General features: G+C 38.0%; 16 protein-coding genes and 1 riboswitch. Of the genes, 10 read left to right on the top strand and 6 right to left on the bottom strand.

From position 1 onward, the window contains the following. The first annotated feature begins 46 nt into the window (after positions 1–46). Positions 47–442: an ATP-binding protein gene (locus OW492_RS09185; protein ID WP_290039658.1), complete on the top strand. Its 396-nt coding sequence runs from the start codon at positions 47–49 to the stop codon at positions 440–442. 43 nt (positions 443–485) lie between these two features. Here the strand turns inward: OW492_RS09185 and OW492_RS09180 are convergent, their stop codons facing one another. Further along, on the bottom strand, positions 486–1,865 hold the full coding sequence (locus OW492_RS09180; RefSeq protein WP_290039657.1) for an ATP-binding cassette domain-containing protein: 1,380 nt from the start codon (positions 1,863–1,865) through the stop codon (positions 486–488). A 269-nt stretch (positions 1,866–2,134) separates the two neighbouring features. Between OW492_RS09180 and OW492_RS09175 the strand changes: the two genes are divergently transcribed. The 3 genes from OW492_RS09175 to OW492_RS09165 all read left to right on the top strand — a co-directional run bounded on the left by OW492_RS09175 (position 2,135) and on the right by OW492_RS09165 (position 5,422). Continuing rightward, complete coding sequence (locus OW492_RS09175; protein WP_290039656.1) at positions 2,135–3,139, top strand: ABC transporter substrate-binding protein; 1,005 nt, start codon at positions 2,135–2,137, stop codon at positions 3,137–3,139. 152 nt (positions 3,140–3,291) lie between these two features. Then, positions 3,292–4,182: a proline/glycine betaine ABC transporter permease gene (locus OW492_RS09170; RefSeq protein ID WP_290039655.1), complete on the top strand. Its 891-nt coding sequence runs from the start codon at positions 3,292–3,294 to the stop codon at positions 4,180–4,182. A gap of 1 nt (position 4,183) precedes the next feature. Further along, positions 4,184–5,422: a glycine betaine/L-proline ABC transporter ATP-binding protein gene (locus tag OW492_RS09165; protein ID WP_290039654.1), complete on the top strand. Its 1,239-nt coding sequence runs from the start codon at positions 4,184–4,186 to the stop codon at positions 5,420–5,422. Between the two features lie 75 nt (positions 5,423–5,497). Here the strand turns inward: OW492_RS09165 and OW492_RS09160 are convergent, their stop codons facing one another. Genes OW492_RS09160 through OW492_RS09150 form a run of 3 tightly spaced genes read right to left on the bottom strand, consistent with a single transcriptional unit; the run spans position 5,498 to position 10,029 of the window. Then, positions 5,498–6,910 (bottom strand): TolC family protein, encoded by a 1,413-nt coding sequence (locus OW492_RS09160; protein WP_290039653.1) that lies wholly within the window; start codon positions 6,908–6,910, stop codon positions 5,498–5,500. A 2-nt stretch (positions 6,911–6,912) separates the two neighbouring features. Continuing rightward, positions 6,913–8,853: a MacB family efflux pump subunit gene (locus OW492_RS09155; protein ID WP_290039652.1), complete on the bottom strand. Its 1,941-nt coding sequence runs from the start codon at positions 8,851–8,853 to the stop codon at positions 6,913–6,915. 3 nt (positions 8,854–8,856) lie between these two features. Then, a complete protein-coding gene (locus OW492_RS09150) occupies positions 8,857–10,029 on the bottom strand; it encodes an efflux RND transporter periplasmic adaptor subunit (protein ID WP_290039651.1) in 1,173 nt (390 codons plus the stop codon). A gap of 404 nt (positions 10,030–10,433) precedes the next feature. Here OW492_RS09150 and OW492_RS09145 point away from each other — a divergent pair, with 404 nt between their 5' ends. Further along, the gene (locus OW492_RS09145; protein WP_290039650.1) at positions 10,434–11,312 is read left to right on the top strand and encodes a crotonase/enoyl-CoA hydratase family protein; all 879 of its coding nucleotides are present in this window, start codon (positions 10,434–10,436) and stop codon (positions 11,310–11,312) included. Positions 11,313–11,325: 13 nt separating this feature from the next. Here the strand turns inward: OW492_RS09145 and OW492_RS09140 are convergent, their stop codons facing one another. Beyond that, positions 11,326–13,899: a hybrid sensor histidine kinase/response regulator gene (locus OW492_RS09140; RefSeq protein WP_290039649.1), complete on the bottom strand. Its 2,574-nt coding sequence runs from the start codon at positions 13,897–13,899 to the stop codon at positions 11,326–11,328. A gap of 123 nt (positions 13,900–14,022) precedes the next feature. Continuing rightward, positions 14,023–15,072 carry an HD domain-containing phosphohydrolase gene (locus OW492_RS09135; protein WP_290039648.1) on the bottom strand — a complete coding sequence of 350 codons (1,050 nt, stop codon included), beginning with the start codon at positions 15,070–15,072 and terminating at the stop codon, positions 14,023–14,025. 405 nt (positions 15,073–15,477) lie between these two features. Further along, positions 15,478–15,575: riboswitch (guanidine-I (ykkC/yxkD leader) on the top strand. A gap of 51 nt (positions 15,576–15,626) precedes the next feature. Between OW492_RS09135 and OW492_RS09130 the strand changes: the two genes are divergently transcribed. The 5 genes from OW492_RS09130 to OW492_RS09110 are packed head-to-tail and all read left to right on the top strand — an operon-like array spanning position 15,627 to position 19,760. Beyond that, positions 15,627–16,715, top strand: a complete 1,089-nt coding sequence (locus OW492_RS09130) for a putative urea ABC transporter substrate-binding protein (RefSeq protein ID WP_290039647.1) — start codon at positions 15,627–15,629, stop codon at positions 16,713–16,715. A gap of 20 nt (positions 16,716–16,735) precedes the next feature. Beyond that, positions 16,736–17,548 carry an ABC transporter permease gene (locus OW492_RS09125; protein ID WP_290039646.1) on the top strand — a complete coding sequence of 271 codons (813 nt, stop codon included), beginning with the start codon at positions 16,736–16,738 and terminating at the stop codon, positions 17,546–17,548. Beyond that, the gene (locus OW492_RS09120; RefSeq protein WP_290039645.1) at positions 17,548–18,339 is read left to right on the top strand and encodes an ABC transporter ATP-binding protein; all 792 of its coding nucleotides are present in this window, start codon (positions 17,548–17,550) and stop codon (positions 18,337–18,339) included. Before OW492_RS09125 ends, OW492_RS09120 begins: the two co-directional genes overlap by 1 nt. A gap of 9 nt (positions 18,340–18,348) precedes the next feature. Beyond that, a complete protein-coding gene (locus tag OW492_RS09115) occupies positions 18,349–19,119 on the top strand; it encodes an urea amidolyase associated protein UAAP1 (RefSeq protein WP_290039644.1) in 771 nt (256 codons plus the stop codon). A 2-nt stretch (positions 19,120–19,121) separates the two neighbouring features. Then, complete coding sequence (locus tag OW492_RS09110; RefSeq protein ID WP_290039643.1) at positions 19,122–19,760, top strand: urea amidolyase associated protein UAAP2; 639 nt, start codon at positions 19,122–19,124, stop codon at positions 19,758–19,760. The last annotated feature ends 3 nt before the right edge of the window (positions 19,761–19,763 follow it).

The following is a 19,763-nucleotide window of genomic DNA, read 5'->3' as shown; positions in this document are numbered from 1 at the left end:
CAATCAAACCATTTTTTATTTACTTTTCTTATGATAAAGCGCCTTCATGTCTCAACTTACACTTACTTTAATCAGAGGTTTACCAGGAAGTGGCAAAAGCACACTTGCTAAAAAACTGCTCCAAGAATCACAACAGAATACGCTGCATGTTGAAGCTGATATGTATTTTATTGATCGAGGTGGGGTTTATCTATTTCAGCCTGAAAAGTTATCGGAAGCGCATCACTGGTGCCAACAACAATCTTTGATGGCCTTAAAAAACAAACAAAATGTGATTGTTGCAAATACCTTTGTTAAGCGTTGGGAAATGAAGTTCTATGAGCAGTTAGCGACGCGCTTCAATGCAAGATTGAAAGTGATTAACTGCACAGGAAAGTTTACTAATATCCATGAAGTGCCTAAGCCTGTTATTGCAAAAATGCGTAAAAATTGGCAAGTCTAAAACAACTAAACTTACCAATTTTATGCTTTATATACAGAGATGTTTATAAAGTAATATGCTGCTCAAAAATCGATAAAAACTCATCTTTACGATGACTAACTAAAAGCATGGTACTGTGTTTCTGTGTTGCTAAGTGCTCTAAGAAATTTAATACTCGATGACGATTTAACTCATCTAAGCCCTGTGTTGGTTCATCTAAAATAAGTAGGTAAGGGGACTTCACTAATGCTCTGGCAATCAAGGCTAATCGCTGCTCTCCATAGCTTAGACTTTGGAAAGGTGTTTTTTGTTTATCTTGCATCCCAATTTTAGTTAACCATTGCTCAGCAAGATCAATATGAGCAGCACTTGGTTGTTGATAAACGCCAATGGAATCATAAAAACCCGATAAAATAACACTGATAAGATCACTATTAATGCGGTATTGTCTGTGTAACTCTGAACTAACAATTCCCATATTCTCTTTGACTTGCCAAATGGTTTCGCCTGAGCCACGTTGATAGCCTAATACCTGAATATCGTTGCTGTAGCATTGTGCGCAATCACCGGTGATTAACTGCATTAAAGTAGACTTACCACTGCCGTTAGGCCCTGTAATTAAAGTGTGTTGGAGTGGTTTAATCGCAACATCAAGATTTTCAAAAACATTCACACCGTTATAATGCACCTTACCGTTATTCAACTTAACCAGATAAGGGTGTTTGAAATCAGCCAACTCACATTGATTTTCTGGCCATTGTGTATGATCCGGGGTTGGCGCTAACAGTGCATCGAGTTGTTGTTGAGTTTGTGGATCAGTCAATTCGCCAATTTCCGTTAAGTAACCACGCTCAATAAAGGCGATATGATTACACCATACGGGGATATCTTGGCGGTTATTAAGCATCAGTAAAACATTAACACCACTTTCACTGAGTTTGTGTAATGCTTGCGATAGTGCTTCACAGGAGCCTACATCTAAACTATCAAAAGGGTTGTCGCAGACTAATAACTCAATGCCGCTGAAAATGGCCTGTAACATTAATAATTTTCTACTCTCACCTGTACTTAACTTCAAATACCCCGTGTCCATTCGGTGAGCTAAGCCAAATTCAACAATTAACGGGTCATGCCATTTTGCTTCAGGTAAAAAATCTCGTGCTTTGGTAGGGGCTTGTTCTGGATCTACAAAGTCAGGTGCTTCAATGTCTAACGCATTCTCATAAGTGGCTTGTTGTTCCTCAAACGAGATAATGCCTATTTTATCCAATTCTGGTAGCGATAATGATTCTACTTGATCTGCTTGTAAGGTTCCTTGGAATAATTGGTTGATATACTGTTTACCTGACCCATTTCTACCTAATACACACCAGTTTTCATTAGGTTCAATTTGCCACTGTTTAATATTCAATTTTGGATGAACTAAATTTCTAATTTTTAACATAAATAATGCCGTTTAAGTGTATTGGGGAGGTAAAAATTATTGTGCCATAAACAGAGCTTATGAGTAAGAGTGGAAGTTCGCTTTTCTAGCTATATTTAGACACAACTAAATAAAAGTTATTGAAAAATAATGCTTTATTTATCATTCGTTTGGAAGCGTATTCTTTCCGAAGCCGGCGTTGACCTTCATGTAAAGCCCATTTTAGTGTATGATGCTTATGTTTTATCTCAAAAATTCGATTAAATTCACTAGTTAATAAGGATATTAATATGCGTAAAATCATTTCCTCTTCTATCTTACTTGCCTGCGCTTCGTTTACACTGCCAGCTGCTGCAAGTGAATGTGGCAAAGTCACAATTGCGGATATGAATTGGGCTTCTGCAACTGTTGTTGCCAACGTTGATCGTTTCATCCTCGAGCATGGTTTTGGTTGTGATGCTGAGCTAGTACCTGGCGATACAATGCCAACGGGTGCAGCTATGATTGAAAAAGGTCAACCTGATATTGCTCCGGAATTTTGGAGTAACTCAATGCGTGACGCATTAGATAAAGGTGTTGCTGAAGGTCGTATTCGTTATGCGGGTACCACTTTGACCGATGGCGGTGAAGAAGGTTTCTGGGTACCGGCTTATATGGTTGAGAAAGATCCATCTTTAGCAACTATCGAAGGCATTAAAGCCAATGCTAAGCTGTTTAAGCACCCTGAAGACCCTGATCTGTCAGGCTTTATGGGATGTCCTGCTGGCTGGAACTGTCAAATTTCAACGAGTCAATTGTTTACCGCGCTTGATTTAGAATCAGTTGGATTTGAATTATTAGATCCAGGTTCTGGTGCTGGTCTATCTGGTTCAATTGCAAAAGCTTACGAACGTGAAGAAGCTTGGTTAGGTTACTACTGGGCACCAACAGCCGTTTTAGGTAAATATAAAATGGTTAAAGTTGACTTCGGTACAGGCATCGACAAAGAAGAGTTTCTTAACTGTACAACTCAAATCGACTGTTTAACGCCTAAAGTGACTATGTACCCACCATCTGCTGTTGATTCAGTAGTGACGGAAGAGTTTGCTCAGCGCGCACCTGAAATCGTTAAATACTTAGAAGGTCGTGAGTACACTAACGAGCAAATGAATGGTTTATTAGCTTGGATAGAAGAAGAGCAAGCAGACGGTGATTACATCGTTGAGCACTTCCTAACTGACTATGAATCTACATGGACAACTTGGGTTGATGCACCAACAGCTGCAAAAATTAAAAAAGCATTAGCAGAGTTATAAATCCGCAGTATTAAGCCTAGTTTTTTCTAGGCTTTTTTATCATTCTAGGTAAGTAAATAACCTTTATTTTCTTATAATGTCAGATGACCATCACATGGTTGGCTAGATATTTACCTAGGTTGGTTAAACTTTTTTCAGGAGAGAAAAAGAAAATGTCAGACAAGTCATGGATCTCAGAAATCCCGCAACTTGATCGTAAAGAATTAAGAGACTTCAAAAAACTACTCGATGGTTTATTTCGAGACTTTTCACGAGAATACGGAGATGCAATCCAATCTTTCTTCGACCCACTATTAGCTACTCTCATTTGGTTTGAAAAATTATTATTATCCACTCCTTGGTGGCTGGTTATTATTACTGTAGGCGCCTTTGCGTATGCAGCTAGTCGTTCATTAAAATTAACTGCCTCAGTGATCGTTGCCTTTCTACTTATTGGATATTTTGGAATGTGGGAAGATACCATGCGTACCATGAGTATGATCATCGTCTCAACCTTGCTAGCAATATTTATTGGGGTTCCGATAGGTGTTGCGATGGCGCGCTCTAATCGCATACAGTCTATTGTTACCCCTATTTTAGATGTGATGCAAACTATGCCTGCTTTTGTATACTTAATTCCGGTTGTTATGTTGTTAGGTATCGGTAAAGTGCCGGGTGTTATTGCGGTTATTATCTATGCAATCCCACCGGTTATTCGTCTAACCAACTTGGGGATTCGCTTAGTAGATAAAGAAGTATTAGAAGCCGCCACCGCTTATGGAGCAAGTCCAATACAGCGTTTATTTGGTGTACAAATTCCACTGGCTATGCCCACTATTATGGCTGGCATTAATCAGACCATTATGATGGCATTAGCTATGGTAGTTATTGCATCTATGATCGGTGTTAAAGGCTTAGGACAACCGGTTTTACAAGCGATTAGTAATCAATACTTTACTCAAGGTTTATTAAATGGTCTTGCCATTGTTGCGTTAGCGATTATCTTTGATCGAATCTCTCAAAGTTATGCTAAACGTACATTACAGAATTTTGGAGACCATTAAGATGAGCACAACAGATAAAAAAACACCTTTAATTAGTATTAAGAATCTATATAAAATTTTCGGTAAGAATGACAAAAAGGTGTTAGAACAAGTAAAAGCAGGAAAATCTAAAGAGGCCATTTTAGCTGAAACTGGCTATACGGTAGGTTTAGCGGATATAAATTTAGATATCTACCCTGGTGAAATATTTGTGATTATGGGACTTTCAGGTTCAGGAAAGTCCACATTGATTCGCCACTTCAATCGTCTTATTGACCCAACAGCAGGTGAGATTGTTGTTTCAGGTGAAGATGTGATGAAACTCAATGATAAAGAGTTACAAAATTTCCGTCGTAATAAAATGTCCATGGTATTTCAACGCTTTGGCTTAATGCCACATCGTACTGTAATCCAAAATATTGCCTATGGTCTGCAAGTGCAAGGTGTGCCTAAAACAGATCGTGAAGCGCGTGCTGAAGAATGGTTAAACACAGTGGGACTTGGTGGGTATTCAAATCAATACCCAGGTCAACTTTCTGGCGGTCAACAACAACGTGTTGGTTTAGCTCGTGCATTATGTACAGATGCTGATATCTTATTAATGGATGAAGCCTTCTCGGCATTAGATCCATTGATCAGAAGTGAAATGCAAGATCAGCTCATTGAATTACAAGATAAGCTACATAAAACCATCGTATTTATTACTCATGATTTAGATGAAGCATTACGCATTGGCGATAAAATTGCTATTTTACGAGATGGTTTCTTGATTCAACAAGGCACACCAGTTGATATATTGTTAAATCCGGCTGACGATTATGTTGAAGCCTTTGTTAAAGATGTTAACCGCGCGCGCGCATTAACTGTTGAAACAGTGATGCAGCCACAGATTTGTCGTATCTCAAGTGAGAATATTGGGGAAGCGGTAATGCAGATGCGTAAATCTAAGCATAACTACGGCTACGTAGTTAATGACGATGGTTATCAAGGAGTGATTACACAGGAAACATTAGAAGGTGTTGAACAAAGTGATTATGGCAATGAAATCACAAATTCACTATTGGAAGATGTTCCATCAGTACAAAGTGATGCACTATTAGAATCTGTAATTCCAGATATGTTAGACAATGAACACCCATTAGCCGTTGTGAATAACGCCGGTGAAGTGGAGGGGCACATATCGAGAAGCACCTTATCTGATATCTTAAGTGACCAGCCTTCAGAAACAGAAGTTGAGGTTAAACCGTTGGAAAAAGTTTAACTAATTCAAAATATTAATTGATTGAAAGCCACCATCATGGCATCCATGATGGTGGCTTTTTGTTTTCATATCGGACTAAGTAGGCTTTTGTCCTGAAATAGTCACTTCAGGAGCAATATCTGAGCCGCCTAATGCTTGATATAAGACCGCTTGTATATTGAATTGATTATAGCGGTTTTCTAAAATATCTTGCTCAGTATCACGTAATGTATCTTGTGCATCTAACCAGTCTTGAATGCCAATGGCACCATAGCGATATTGGCTTGCATAGATGCGTTCTGCGGCTTCTGCTGCATTATATTGCTCTTGTAATCTTGCCCCTTGATATTGGTATTGTTGTCTTGCTGAAATAGCATTATCTACTTCACTAAATGCACCATATAAAGTATCTCTATAGGTAACAATCGCCGATTCCACATCAATTTGTGATAGCTTTTTGTTTAGTTCCATCTCATTCCATTGCAGGAAAGGTAACATTAAGTTCGCGCCTAATGTGCCAATTGGATTGGATAATAGATCTTTGAGTTGATCAGAAGATGAACCTATCGCGCCGGATAAGGTTAAACTCGGCAGATATCCGGCAAAAGTGGCGTCCTTAGTCGCATAAGCAGATTTCAAACTGTAAAGCGCTGACTTCACATCAGGGCGGCGGATTAACAGGTCTGCAGGCACACCAGCAGCAATCATGGGAATATTGCCTTCAGGTAATTTATCAATGGTGATTGGCATTTTCATCGGTGGTTGATTATATAAGATAGCCAATGCGTTTTGTGCTTCAATAAGATCCTGTTGTGATTCACTATAGGAGACCTGTTGCTCTGCCAAACTGCGTTGTGATTCAAAAATATCTAGTTGGGTAACTGCACCTGAACGATATTGGCTTTCAATAATCGCTAAGCTTTGTTTGGCGGAATCTATATTATCTTGGCTTAGGGCTAGGCTTTGTTTTAAATAACCAATTTCCCAATACAGAGAAGCAGTGGTTGCAGCGAGACTTTGCGCAGTACTTTCTCTATCCTCGGCATTGGCAAAGCTAGTCCATTTTGCGGCATCAACTTCAGAGGCAACACGTCCCCATAAATCCAGTTCATAACTGATCGATAGGTCGGTACTGTAACTGCTGCTACTGTCACTGCTATTTAGTGACGTTTCGCGGCTCGCATCGGTACTTGAACTGATCTGAAATGAACCTTCTGCTTCCGTTAGGCCTGCTTTTAAACGAGCACTGCGTAAGGTTAGTGTTGCTAATGCTAAATCGTTATTACTGATTAAGACTTGCTCAATCAAGGTGTTGAGTTCCGGGTCATTGAAACGTTCCCACCATGGATCAAGTTGCACTTGCTCTGTCACACTCAAGCTTTGCCAGCTATCTGGAATAGTCACTTCAGGCTGGTAGTCCTGGTCTGGTTGACTTGTACTACAGCTACTGACTAACAATGTAATACCTAAAGCATAAGTACAACGTAATAATGAAGATGGTTTGATCATAATTATTCTCTCGCTAATGCATCAACAGGGTCAAGCTGCGCTGCATTTCGTGCAGGTAAAAATCCAAAAAGAACACCAATTAAGGTAGAGCAGGCAAAGGCTGCGACAATAGAGCCCGTTGAGTAAATCATTTGGAAATTACTGCCAGTGGAAGCAAATATAAAACCTATCAGATAGGCGAGGGCAATACCAATGGCACCACCGCATAAACATACTAAGACGGCTTCAATTAAAAACTGTCTTAAAATATCACTTTGCCTTGCACCAACTGCCATTCTAACGCCTATTTCACGAGTACGTTCAGTTACAGACACGAGCATGATATTCATTACGCCAATACCACCGACAATTAATGAAATAACGGCAATAGCTGAAATTAATAGGGTCATAGTTTGTGTGGTTTTTTCGATACTCTGACGAATTGAATCTGTGTTAACAGTAAAGAAGTCTTGGCTACCGTGACGCATTTTTAACAGAGAAGTTATTCCTTGTTCAGCGGCACTACTTGATGCCGATTCATTAACCCTAACCGTGATGCTATCAAGGTAGTTTTGATTGATCATGCGACTGGCTACTGTGCTATATGGGATCCATACATTTAAGGCATCACTGTTTCGGAAAGTACTGGTTTTAGGTTTAGTGACACCAATAATACGTACCGGCAACTCGCCAAGGAAAATCACCTCACCAATTGCTGACTTATCTAAGAACAGTGCTTTACGAGTGTTATCATCAATAACGGCATCTTGCGATAAACTTGCTACATTAGTTTCATCCCAAAATTGACCTTCAGCAATTTCATAGCCTTTAACACGGAAATAATCAGATCCCACACCATTAAAACTGGCTGATACACCTTGGTTTGCATAGCGGATCGTACCTGAACTACTGATCGAGGGAGTAACGCTGTCTACGTAGGTTAAGTTTTTGAGCGCGTCACTATCTAACGAAGTTAGAGTACGTACTAAATCTGAGCGTCGGTCACCAAATCCAGAACCAGGACGAACGTCAATGGTATTGGTGCCCATCTCACTGATATTTTTTAATACTGCCTGCTGTGAGCCTTCACCTAATGCCACCACAGACACTACGGAGGCGATACCAATAATGATGCCAAGCATGGTTAAAAAGGTACGTAAACGATGTGATGACATGGCTAATAAAGCCATTTTAAAGGCTTCAACATAACGACTAATGCTATTATTTTTTTTACTGTCAGCATCAAGTTGAGGCAGGGTATTGGTTGTTTTTATTTGCTCTTTTTGTGCATCTCTGATGATCACACCATCTTTGATTTCGATGATGCGATCAGCAAAGTTAGCGACATCCATATCATGTGTAACTAAGATAATGGTATGTCCATCATGATGCAGTTCTTGTAATAACTTCATCATCTCATCGCCACTTTGGCTATCTAAAGCACCTGTTGGCTCATCGGCAAGAATAACATCACCACCATTCATTAAAGCTCGGGCAACACTAACACGTTGTTGCTGACCACCACTTAATTCACCGGGTTTATGGTCAAGTCTATCTGCTAATCCTAAACGAGTTAAAAGCACACGTGCGCGACTGTCTCGTTCGTTTTTGTCTTTTCCTGCATAAATAGCTGGGATTTCTGCGTTTTCAATGGCGTTTAGGTCACCTAATAAATGGTAACGCTGAAAGATAAAACCAAAATGCTCTCGACGCAGTTGAGCTAACTGGTCAGCATCCATTTCTGAGGTATCTTGTCCATTGATAAAGTAACTACCTTGGCTAGGTTTATCTAAACAACCTAATATATTCATTAAGGTTGATTTACCTGAACCTGATGCACCAACAATCGCGACCATTTCACCACGTTCAATGGATAAATTAACATCATTTAATACAGTTAGTTTTTGATCTCCCGCGGCGAATGAGCGGAACACGCCTGAGATCGCTAATAGAGGATTATCCATTATTTAAAACCCCATTGGTGAACGCGGTTTACGAGTACGTGATGGGGAGTTAGCTGCTGCAGAACCAACCACTATTTGGTCGCCTTCTGCTAAACCATCGGTCACTTCTGTATAAATTTTATTGCTGATGCCTACTTGCACATCTTTATAAGTCACTTGGTCATTTTCAAGTACTGGTACTTGGTAACGTACTGGACGACCTGGTCGTTTTTGCAATACTTGTGAAGGCACTAAAAGTACGTTGTCCGCTTTATTTAAAACAATTGATACTTGTGCTGTCATGCCAATACGTAAAACACCATCTGGGTTGGCTACTTCAAACAAACCATTATAATAAATAGCATCTGAATCACTGGATTCCATATCACTATCATCACCATCCATTGATGTCGGACCTGGCTCGATAGCACGTAACGTCGCTTCATAACGTTTATTGGGTTGACCTAAAATAGTGAAATAGACGGCTTGGCCAGGGTGTGTATTGATTACATCTGCTTCTGAGATTTGTGCCTGTACTGTCATTCGACTCAAGTCTGCTAATTCGACCAATGTTGGTGTTGTTTGGCTGGCGTTTACTGTTTGACCGACTTCAACTGAATGATAGACAACCACACCCTCCATCGGGGCTTTGATGACGGTGTAGCCTAAGTCTAACTCGGCGCTTGCAATGCTGAGTTTATCTTGTACTTGTTCTGCTTTTAATTTATCAAGTTCCGCTTTATAGACAGCTAAATCAGCTTCCGCTGTTTCATAATCTTCTTTTGAGCTTGCATTATCTTTAAACATCGCCTTTTGACGATTAAAGGCTTTTTGTGCTTGATTGATTTGTGCTTGCTTCGCCTTATATTCGGCATTGGTACTAGCCAGTGACGCTTTAGCGGTTTCTAAATCATTTTTTTGCGTTAAATTATCGATTTCTGCAATTAAGTCACCTTTATTAACATGCTCTCCAAGTGGAGCGGGTAAGCTGATAACTTGCCCTGATACCTGTGAACCCACACTAACTAGCTTAGAGGCTTGTAGCATGCCTATTGCGAGTACGCTATTTTCGATATTTCCTCGCTGAACGGGTTGGGTAGCATAGCCTTGCGCAGGCTCTTCATTTTCAATAAAGTAAAATGCCCCAGCGGTTAATAAAATAGCTGCAATGACAATAATGATTAACATTTTTTTCATGGGTTAAAGGTATCCATAATGCATAAAAAGTATCAGTAAATTACTTTAAAAAGTGGTTAATTTGACGCTGCAAATAGGAGCAAAAAAGTAGAGTGGAAATGTAATGACAAGGTTTAAATTCATTACTGTTTCACTCCTAACAAGCACCAATTTGCTCACTTTATAAAGAGATTAAAGGTATTATTACTATGATATTCACCTCTAAGTTAAGGGGCGGTTAAGGTCATAGCTAAAACTTAATGATATTCTTGTTTTTATAGTAAGTTGTTGATATTCCGGAAAACTATGTCAGCTTAAGTGAGATTTATATTGGTACACTTTAAGTACATTTATCAATTCAGATGAATGTTCGATTTAAGCGAGCTCTTAAATTGATTTAAAAAAACTTAAAGGAAATATACATAATGAATAACTTAGCACGCGTTACTAAATTACAATCAGTTACTAAGAAACCTTCTGCAGAACATCAGTACTCTCAACTATCAGTATATTATGATGCGAAATACAAAGCAGGATGGTATTACATGCACGCAAGCCCTCGACCATGTTTTACTGCACATTTATTAGAAGAAATAAATAAATATCAAAATTCTGTTAAATCAGAAATGAAAGCTAGCCTACAACAAAAATACAACTATTTAGTTCTTAGCTCAGATATTGAAGGAATTTTTAATTTAGGTGGAGATTTGGCTGTATTTCAGATGTTGATTCAAAATAAAGATAAAGATAGTTTATTAAGTTACGCAATTAAATGTATTGATGTTCTTTATAATAATATCGTACACCTTGAATCAGAGTTAACTACTATTGCATTAGTGCAAGGAGATGCATTAGGGGGAGGGTTTGAAGCAGCCTTATCAAGTAACCTTTTAATTGCGGAAGAAGGAGTCAAAATGGGTTTGCCTGAGGTACTTTTTAATTTATTTCCAGGTATGGGTGCTTATACTTTATTAAGCCGAAAAATTGGGCAAGTTAAAGCAGAAGAAATTATATTAAGCGGAAAGCTATACTCTGCTGAAGAATTATTCGAGCTTGGCATTGTTGATATTTTAGCAAAAAAAGGAGAAGGCGAGATGGAAGTTTATCGCTACATTAATTCTGCAGATAGAAAGTCGAATAGTTATCAAGCTATAAGAAAAGTTAAAGATATATACAATCCTATTACTTATCAGGAACTAATTGAGATCACTAAAATATGGGTAGACTCAGCATTAAATATAAATGATAAAGATCTACGAATGATGGATAAATTAGTGATGCGCCAAACCGCAAACCAAGCTTAATCTGAACTAAGATTTATGTATGTTCTGTAGAAGCGTTAATTAAAATAGTATTCAACGTTTCTACAGTTTTATCATAGGTGAATTCTATTTCCTTAACTAATAGAGTCAGTCTTTGGCTATTAAGATCACTGGGTTTATAGGATTCCCCTTTTACACACATTTCCGATAACGTGTTAGCTCCCAATTCAGCTGCGGCCCCTTTAAGTGCATGTAATGATTCTCTTAATTGAAGGTAATCATCAATGCTAGCTGTTTTTAGATGTTGAATGTGTTTGTTGGCATCTGTGGTAAAAGCAACAACGAGTTGACGCATAAACTGCTGATCATCATCTAAAGCAAATAATTCAGTAAGAGTATCTAAATTACACCATTGGTTTTCAGTCTCTTTTTGACAGGGAGCTCCTGAAGAAGGGGAAATGCTTTTTACATTACCTGTTTTAAGTCCAATGACTGAGGATATTCCTCGGGTTTTCGGTTGAATAGATTGAGATAAAACGGCTATTTTTTTTAATAGGTCATGAGAGTCGACTGGTTTTGTTAAAAACTCCTTCACTCCTAAGCTAAGCGCCAATTTTCTTGCGTCTGTTGTTGCATCTGCAGTTAGCATGATGACAGGTAATCGGTTATTGGTATCTATAAATTGCAATGCTTTGATTGCCTCATCACCAGAGCATTTAGGCATGTTTTTATCAGCAATGAATAGGTCTATTTCATCAAATCTCTTGGTAATAACATCTAAAGCTTGCTCTCCATCATCAACAAGGATAACGGCATGCCCTGCTCGTTTTAATATGCCAGCAATAACTTGTTGGTTCACTTTATTGTCTTCTGCTACCAAAATAGTTAATTGCTTAGCATCTTCTTGAGCAGCATAAAATTCATTAAAAGATACAATATTAGTCTCCTGATGAGCTTTCTTTTGTAGACAAAAATAGAAAGCATTAAACAGTTCTCTGTTATCCTTTAAATTTACTATTATTCTAGTCACTCTGTTTTTAATTGCACTGGATGTTAAGTCCTGTGAAGGTGGGTTTAGTAGAATAATAGAAAAGTTTATCGCATCTGTTTCAGCCTTTACACGATCTAAAAATTGCTCTAGTGATGTCAACGCAGATAAACTCAAACTATCAATGATAATGGTTTTATAAGGTTTTTTTCGAGTTAAGCTTTGCGATAAGAGTGTCAGACTTTCATCTGCTGATTGAGTAAAGGTCGCTTTTATATTCCAAGTATTTAAAAACGGTTGTATGGTTTGTTGAGTTTCAGGCGTCGCTAAGATTAATAAATTACTACTATTTATTTTCTTTAAAGGATTTGGAGTGAAATTAAAAGGGAGTTCAAACCAAAAAGTTGATCCTTTACCTAACTCACTGCTAACACCAATTTCACCTCCCATTAATTCAACCAATTCTTTTGAAATGGTCGTACCCAATCCTGAACCACCAATATGACGGTTGTTTGTTTCTCCAACTTGTGTAAAGTCATTAAAAACACTATTTAACGCACTTTTATTAATTCCTATACCGGTATCAATAATCTCAAATCTTAGTGTGGTGGACTGCTCAGCTCTTGTTACCGTTTCAATATTAAGGGTAATTGTTCCTTGATCGGTAAATTTAATGGCATTACCAATTAAGTTAACAAGTACTTGGCGGAGATATTGTTGGTCTCCTTTTAATAGGTAGGGGATATTGCTCGCGATGGAAGACTTGATCTCGAGTGACTTTGCTTTGGCAATTAACTTTTGCGTAGCCATAACAGAATTAATAACAGAATAAAGTTCAAAATTACTTTCAGTAATAGTTATTTTTCCCGCTTCAATTTTAGATATATCGAGTACTTTTTCTATTAAATTGAGTAATATTTTTGCTGAGCTTTGCATCGTGTTGACTAAGTTGCGTTGCTCATCTTCTAGTTTAGTTTCTCTTAATAAATCACCAATCCCTAATACCCCATTTAAAGGCGTTCTTAACTCATGTGACATATTAGCTAAAAATCGACTTTTAGCCTGGTTCGCTTTTTCAGCCATATTGATTGCTGAATATAATTTATTAATTAAAAAAATTGAATATAATGGAATTAATGTGATTATAAGTAATAAACTTATTGAAATATTTAAGTTATTTTTCCAATACTCACTCAAAAAAATAGTTGTTATAAAGCTTATTAATCCTATTATGAGTGAAGTATATAAATAATTTACCCCGAATCTAAAACCATTCCCTAAAATGACCCATAGATAAAATACAAACAAATATACAGCTTGATTGCCTGCTATTCCCATTAGAATAGATAAAGGTATAAGATCTAAAAATATACCAAAAACTCTCCTAGATGGGCTAATTTTGGGGTTCATTATGATTAAAATGAAAGTTATTATTGCTAGTAAAGTTGTTGATAATATAACTACATTTTCTGGAGACATTAAAACATCAATAAAATTTTGATTTGAATTCCAAGAAGTTAAAATATAAACACTCAATGATAGCTCAATAAACACACGTACTAGTGCTTGTTCTATTTCAGGGTCGTTATGTTTCCTTAGGTACTTCTTTACAGCATAGATTCTTTTACAAAAGACGTTCATTAATAGATATAGCCTGTATTATTGATTATGTTAAAGCAAATAAGTGATCTAACTTTTGCGTAACAAAAAGTAAGTTATTTTAACAAGCTAAATAGATCAGTTAAATAGTGTGATTAGTATTAGTTAAATATCAGGATACTCACTTTGTATTTTTAAGATCGTTGGAAGGCGTCGAATAAAAGCGTCAACGCACTTTGGGTCAAACTGAGATCCTGAATTAGCCGTAATAAAGTTTATAGCATCTTGGATAGGCCATGCTTTTTTATAAGGTCTCACTGAAATTAATGCATCAAATACATCCGCCACAGAAACGATGCGAGCAATTAGAGGGATATCTTTGCCTGCCAATTTATTTGGGTAGCCCGTGCCATCAAAACGTTCATGGTGATTAAGTGCAATGATAGCCCCCATTTGCATATATTTTGATTCACTGCCTGATAATATTTCAAACCCAATAGTTGCATGAGTCTGCATGGTCGCCCATTCATCAGGTTCAAACTTACCCGGTTTGAGTAGTATATTATCTGGAATACCTATCTTACCTATATCATGCATCTGTGCCGCATGCTCTAAATCACTGCATTCTGCTTCCGTTAAACCCATTTCACAGGCAATTTCTTTTGAATATTTAGCCATTCTAATAACGTGATTACCGGTTTCTTCATCACGGTATTCACCTGCTTTAGCTAGCTTTAAAATAGTTTCTTTTTCTCGTTGCAGAATTTGCTCAGTGGCAAGCTCAACTTGTTGTGAAAGCCAATCAGCTCTATTTTGAATAATTACATGTTGTTGGTGTAGTTTAAGTAAATTTCTACAAGTGGTACGGCACTCAATCTGGTCGATAGGACGCGTTAAAAATGCAGTAACACCTGCCTCTAGAGCTTCATAGCGAATTGCTTTTTCACTCACAACGGTAATCATCATGATGGGGACATGTTGACCATGACTTAATTCCCGTACTTTTTGAATAAACTCAATGCCATTTAAGTCGGGCATTTTATAGTCAGTAATAATAAGATCCACAGGGTGCGTTGTTAACCATTTTAACGCTTCGTTAGGATCTGCAAAATCAATGACTGTAATGTCATCTGCGATTTGTAAAATTATTTTTTTTAGAATAATTCTGCCTGTTGATTGGTCGTCAACAATAACCACATGTCTTTGTTTATTCAAAACGCTGCTTCCATTTGAGTATTGATATGAATGAAATGATATCTTTAGAGGTATATATTAACTAATAGTTATTATTATTTATACTTACATCTCATAGATAACCCTTATTAATCGCTTATGTTTATAATATTTTATTAATAATTGATGAATATAATCATTCTCATTATTTTTTATATTCTACTTTTTATCCTAATTACTATCGAATCACCCAACTTTTTGTTTCTTAATGGTGCAATTATTGTTTTTTTCTGGTGCATTTCTCAAAAATATTTTAATCTAATTTTTATTAACAATTGAAAATAAAGGTTTTTTGTTTTTGGCATAGTGATTGCTTCTATTAGATTGTTAAATTGCTCGTATGAGAGACATTGGCCGCAGTTGTAAGTGTTGCCGATATACAATATAAAAATAGACATCTAGGGTTCCGGCTGTTCGCAGTGACTGGTCCGAGAGTTGTCGACCTTTTTTCTAAGGTTACACGGAGGGATAAAAGCCCGGGAGAAGACGCAACAATGTCTCTCATGCTTTTAAATGTGTAACTAAGGAGAAAAGAAATGGAATTAACTAAATACCTACGTAAATCAATCACTAAAGTACTTACCGTTAGCACATTATGTAGTGCCTTAATTGTTACCCCTTCCACTGCCTTCGCAGAAACTAAATCAGAATTCCGGTTAGCTTGGACCATCTATGTAGGGTGGATGCCATGGGATTATGGTGCGACTTCAGGCATTGTTAAAAAATGGGCTGATAAATACGATATTAAAATCGATATTGTTCAAATCAATGACTATGTTGAGTCAATTAATCAGTACACAGCGGGTCAATTTGATGCAACTGTAATGACTAACATGGATGCTCTAACCATTCCAGCTGCCAGTGGTGTTGATTCAACTTCACTTATTATCGGAGATTTCTCTAATGGTAATGATGCGGTTGTTTTAAAAGGCACTGATAACTTAGCTGATATCAAAGGCCAAAACGTCAACTTGGTTGAATTAAGTGTTTCTCACTATCTCCTTACCCGTGCTTTACAAACTGTTTCACTAACAGAGCGTGATGTACGTGTTGTTAATACTTCTGATGCCGATTTAGTCGCTGCATTTACTACTGATGATGTTACTGCCGTCACAACTTGGAATCCATTATTAAGTGAAATAACTGCGATGCCAGATACTAATAAAGTGTTTGATTCTTCACAGATCCCTGGTGAGATCATTGACCTATTAGTGGTTAACTCAGATGTGTTAGCTGATAACCCTAAACTAGGTAAAGCATTAACCGGAGCATGGTACGAAATAATGCAAACCATGCAAGGCGATGATGCAAAAGCAACTATGGCTCGCAGCGCAATGGCTGATGCTTCAGGCACTGATTTAGCCGGCTACGATGCTCAATTAGCGTCAACTAAAATGTTTTATGATGCAAAAGATGCCGTTGAGTTTAACAATAGCCCTGCACTGTTAAGTACTATGGATAAAGTTGCTGAATTTTCTTTTGAACATGGTTTATTAGGCGAAGGCGCAGCTGATGCTAAATTCATCGGTATAGAAACACCAACAGGGGTTTACGGTGATAAAAGTAATATTAAGTTACGTTTTGACCCAAGCTTCATGCAAATGGCTATTGATAACAAACTATAAGGCTGATCATTATGAGATTAATGAATAGCAAACCAAGTCGTACCACACGATTCTTATTAACGCTGTTACCGTTTGTTATCTTGATAATTGCTTATACGATGGCATCTGATGCACGTCTATTAGAAAACCCAAGTGACAAGTTGCTACCTGCCTGGTCTAGCTTTTATGATGCAATACACCGTATGGCCTTTGAACCGAGTAAACGAACTGGTGAATATCTGTTATGGGTTGATACTGGTGCAAGTTTACAGCGTTTATTGCTAGGCGTTGGTATAAGTGCATTGATCGGCTTAGTGATTGGTGTTGTAAATGGCATGCTACCGATTATGCGTGCCACATTCTCTCCCCTGATCACTGCTATCTCATTAATCCCGCCGATGGCTATTCTACCAGTATTATTTATTGTATTTGGTTTAGGTGAACTATCAAAAGTGATGTTAATTATCATTGGAATCTGTCCGATTCTAATTCGAGATTTACAGTTACGTACAGAGTCATTACCTTCAGAACAATTATTGAAGGCTCAGACGCTAGGTGCAAATAGCTGGCAAATCATGGTTAGAGTGGTGTTGCCACAAGTATTGCCTGCTTTATTAGATGCTGTGCGTTTAACTTTAGGTAGTGCTTGGTTATTTTTAATTGCAGGTGAAGCGATTGCAGCAACAGAAGGGTTAGGTTATCGCATCTTTTTGATTCGTCGATACCTTGCGATGGATGTCATTCTACCTTATGTGTTGTGGATTGCGGTATTAGCCTTTGTGATGGATGCACTATTACGGTTGCTTTCTCAACGTGCTTTCCCTTGGTACCACGGTAAGCGAGGAAATGATTAATGAAAAATAACATTATTGAAATGAAACAAGTGTGGAAAGAATATGGTTCTACAGTGGTTTTAGAGAAGGTAGATTTAAGTGTAAAAGCCGGTGAATTTGTAAGTATTGTTGGCGCATCAGGCTGCGGTAAAACAACTTTATTAAATATGTTGTTAGGAACTGAAACACCAAGCCGTGGCAATATTTTGTTAGATGGTGAAACGATGCCCGCTGAGCCTAATGAAACACGTGGCATAGTGTTTCAAAAGTACTCTGCTTTTCCACACCTCAATGCACTAGAAAATGTCATGTTAGGAGGGGAGTTTGCGGCTTCTCCATTACTAGGCAAAGTCTTTTCAAAAAATAAACGTAATAAACTAAAAGCAGCGGCATTAGAAATGCTAACGGCGGTTGGGTTAGGCCATGCAGCGCAACGTTATCCTAACGAAATGTCCGGCGGTATGCAGCAACGTCTAGCCATTGCACAAGCCTTAATTAAAGAACCACGTATCCTATTATTAGATGAACCTTTTGGTGCTTTAGATCCTGGTATTCGTAAAGATATGCACGAATTAATTCGTGATCTTTGGAAAAAGCGTGGCTTAACCGTATTTATGATCACGCATGATTTATCAGAAGGTTTTAGCCTAGGCTCTCGTGTTTGGGTATTAGATAAACCACGTATTGATCCCCAAGCTCCCGAGCGATTCGGAGCTCAAATCGTCTATGATATCTTGCTGGAAACCGGGCAAGCAGTCCCTTCATCACTGCAACATTTAGTTAAAAATACAGTTACGGAAAAAACTGTTTAGGAGAATAAAATGCAACAAAATCAACAACCACAAAGTCGCGTTGCAGATGCGATTTATGAAGAGCATATACCCGGTGCAAGTCACTGGTCACTCGTTGTGCCAGCAGGGCATTTATTGACCGTTACTGACTTGGAGGGTGGTGCAAACGCATCCATGTTGTTTTATAACCCAAATAATTTATTAGAACGTTATAACGCGCCAGATACATTAAAAGGGCAGCACACCTTTAAACTGACACAGGGCCACTGTTTATATTCTGATATGGGAAGAATCTTCTGTTCTATTGTTAGTGATGATACGGGGTGGATTGATAGTGTTGGGGGCGTGGCTAACAAGCAAAAAGTGTTAGATAAGTGGGGCGTACGTGATTATCAAGGTGACCACAATAACTGGTTACAAAATGGCTATGATAGTTTGTTAGTAGAAGTTGCTAAATATGGATTAGGAAAACGCGACCTTGCTGCCAATATTAATATTTTTAGCAAAGTGACTACCGATGACCAAGGCGACTTAAATTTTGTTGAACAGCACAGTAAAGCAGGTGATAGTGTTGGATTGCGTTTTGAAATTGATACTTTGGTGGTTATTTCAACTTGTCCGCATCCTATGAATCCAAGTAATAAATACCCAAATTTACCTGTTTTATTATCAGTCAGTAAAGCTGCGCCTATTGCCGATGATGACCTTTGTGCAAATCTATGTGGAGAAAATACACGTGGATTTGAAAATAACCGTCGTTATCAGTGCCAACACACTCACACACACACTGTAGGAGCATAATTATGATCGCTGAAAGTCCACTACAAGCTGAACAAGCGGTACGTCGCGATACAGTTCCTGCCGGTGATTACTACATGAAAGTAGTGAAAGCAGGACAAACCTTACGTATTTTAGATTTAGAAGGAAACCAAGCCGCTGATACCTTATTTTATAATGCTAAGGATCCAAGTGAGCGTTACAGCGCAATGGATACGATTCGCGAGCAAGGGAATGTATACCTCACAGCGGGTACCAAACTACTATCGAACGATGGTAATACTCTGCTAGAAATTACTGCTGATACCTGTGGTCGTCACGATACATTAGGCGGTGCATGTGCAACGGAAAGTAATACCGTACGTTACTCGCTAGAGAAAAAGTGCATGCATGCTTGTCGTGATAGTTGGTTATTAGCGGTTGCTGAGAACCCACAATATGGTTTAAGCAAGCGAGATATTACCCATAACATTAACTTCTTCATGAATGTACCTGTAACCAAAGAGGGCGGGCTAACCTTTGAAGATGGTATCAGTGGTGCTGGTAAGTATGTTGAAATGAAAGCTGCAATGGACGTGATCGTATTATTATCTAACTGCCCTCAGTTAAATAATCCATGTAATGCTTACAATCCAACTCCTGTAGAAATGTTGGTGTGGGACTAAAGG

It is taken from the genome of Psychromonas sp. 14N.309.X.WAT.B.A12, from assembly GCF_030397575.1.
Lineage (GTDB): Bacteria > Pseudomonadota > Gammaproteobacteria > Enterobacterales > Psychromonadaceae > Psychromonas.
Note: the sequence above shows the minus strand (reverse complement) of the source record. Positions and strands in the feature narration are given on the sequence as shown.

Bases quoted from the DNA above. Each gene is read 5' to 3' on its own strand.
- OW492_RS09145 (WP_290039650.1), top strand. From the start codon at position 10,434: ATGAATAACTTAGCACGCGTTACTAAATTACAATCAGTTACTAAGAAA.
- OW492_RS09180 (WP_290039657.1), bottom strand. From the start codon at position 1,865: ATGTTAAAAATTAGAAATTTAGTTCATCCAAAATTGAATATTAAACAG.
- OW492_RS09110 (WP_290039643.1), top strand. From the start codon at position 19,122: ATGATCGCTGAAAGTCCACTACAAGCTGAACAAGCGGTACGTCGCGAT.
- OW492_RS09125 (WP_290039646.1), top strand. From the start codon at position 16,736: ATGAATAGCAAACCAAGTCGTACCACACGATTCTTATTAACGCTGTTA.
- OW492_RS09165 (WP_290039654.1), top strand. From the start codon at position 4,184: ATGAGCACAACAGATAAAAAAACACCTTTAATTAGTATTAAGAATCTA.
- OW492_RS09140 (WP_290039649.1), bottom strand. From the start codon at position 13,899: ATGAACGTCTTTTGTAAAAGAATCTATGCTGTAAAGAAGTACCTAAGG.
- OW492_RS09170 (WP_290039655.1), top strand. From the start codon at position 3,292: ATGTCAGACAAGTCATGGATCTCAGAAATCCCGCAACTTGATCGTAAA.
- OW492_RS09175 (WP_290039656.1), top strand. From the start codon at position 2,135: ATGCGTAAAATCATTTCCTCTTCTATCTTACTTGCCTGCGCTTCGTTT.
- OW492_RS09160 (WP_290039653.1), bottom strand. From the start codon at position 6,910: ATGATCAAACCATCTTCATTATTACGTTGTACTTATGCTTTAGGTATT.
- OW492_RS09115 (WP_290039644.1), top strand. From the start codon at position 18,349: ATGCAACAAAATCAACAACCACAAAGTCGCGTTGCAGATGCGATTTAT.
- OW492_RS09130 (WP_290039647.1), top strand. From the start codon at position 15,627: ATGGAATTAACTAAATACCTACGTAAATCAATCACTAAAGTACTTACC.
- OW492_RS09155 (WP_290039652.1), bottom strand. From the start codon at position 8,853: ATGGATAATCCTCTATTAGCGATCTCAGGCGTGTTCCGCTCATTCGCC.
- OW492_RS09150 (WP_290039651.1), bottom strand. From the start codon at position 10,029: ATGAAAAAAATGTTAATCATTATTGTCATTGCAGCTATTTTATTAACC.
- OW492_RS09120 (WP_290039645.1), top strand. From the start codon at position 17,548: ATGAAAAATAACATTATTGAAATGAAACAAGTGTGGAAAGAATATGGT.
- OW492_RS09185 (WP_290039658.1), top strand. From the start codon at position 47: ATGTCTCAACTTACACTTACTTTAATCAGAGGTTTACCAGGAAGTGGC.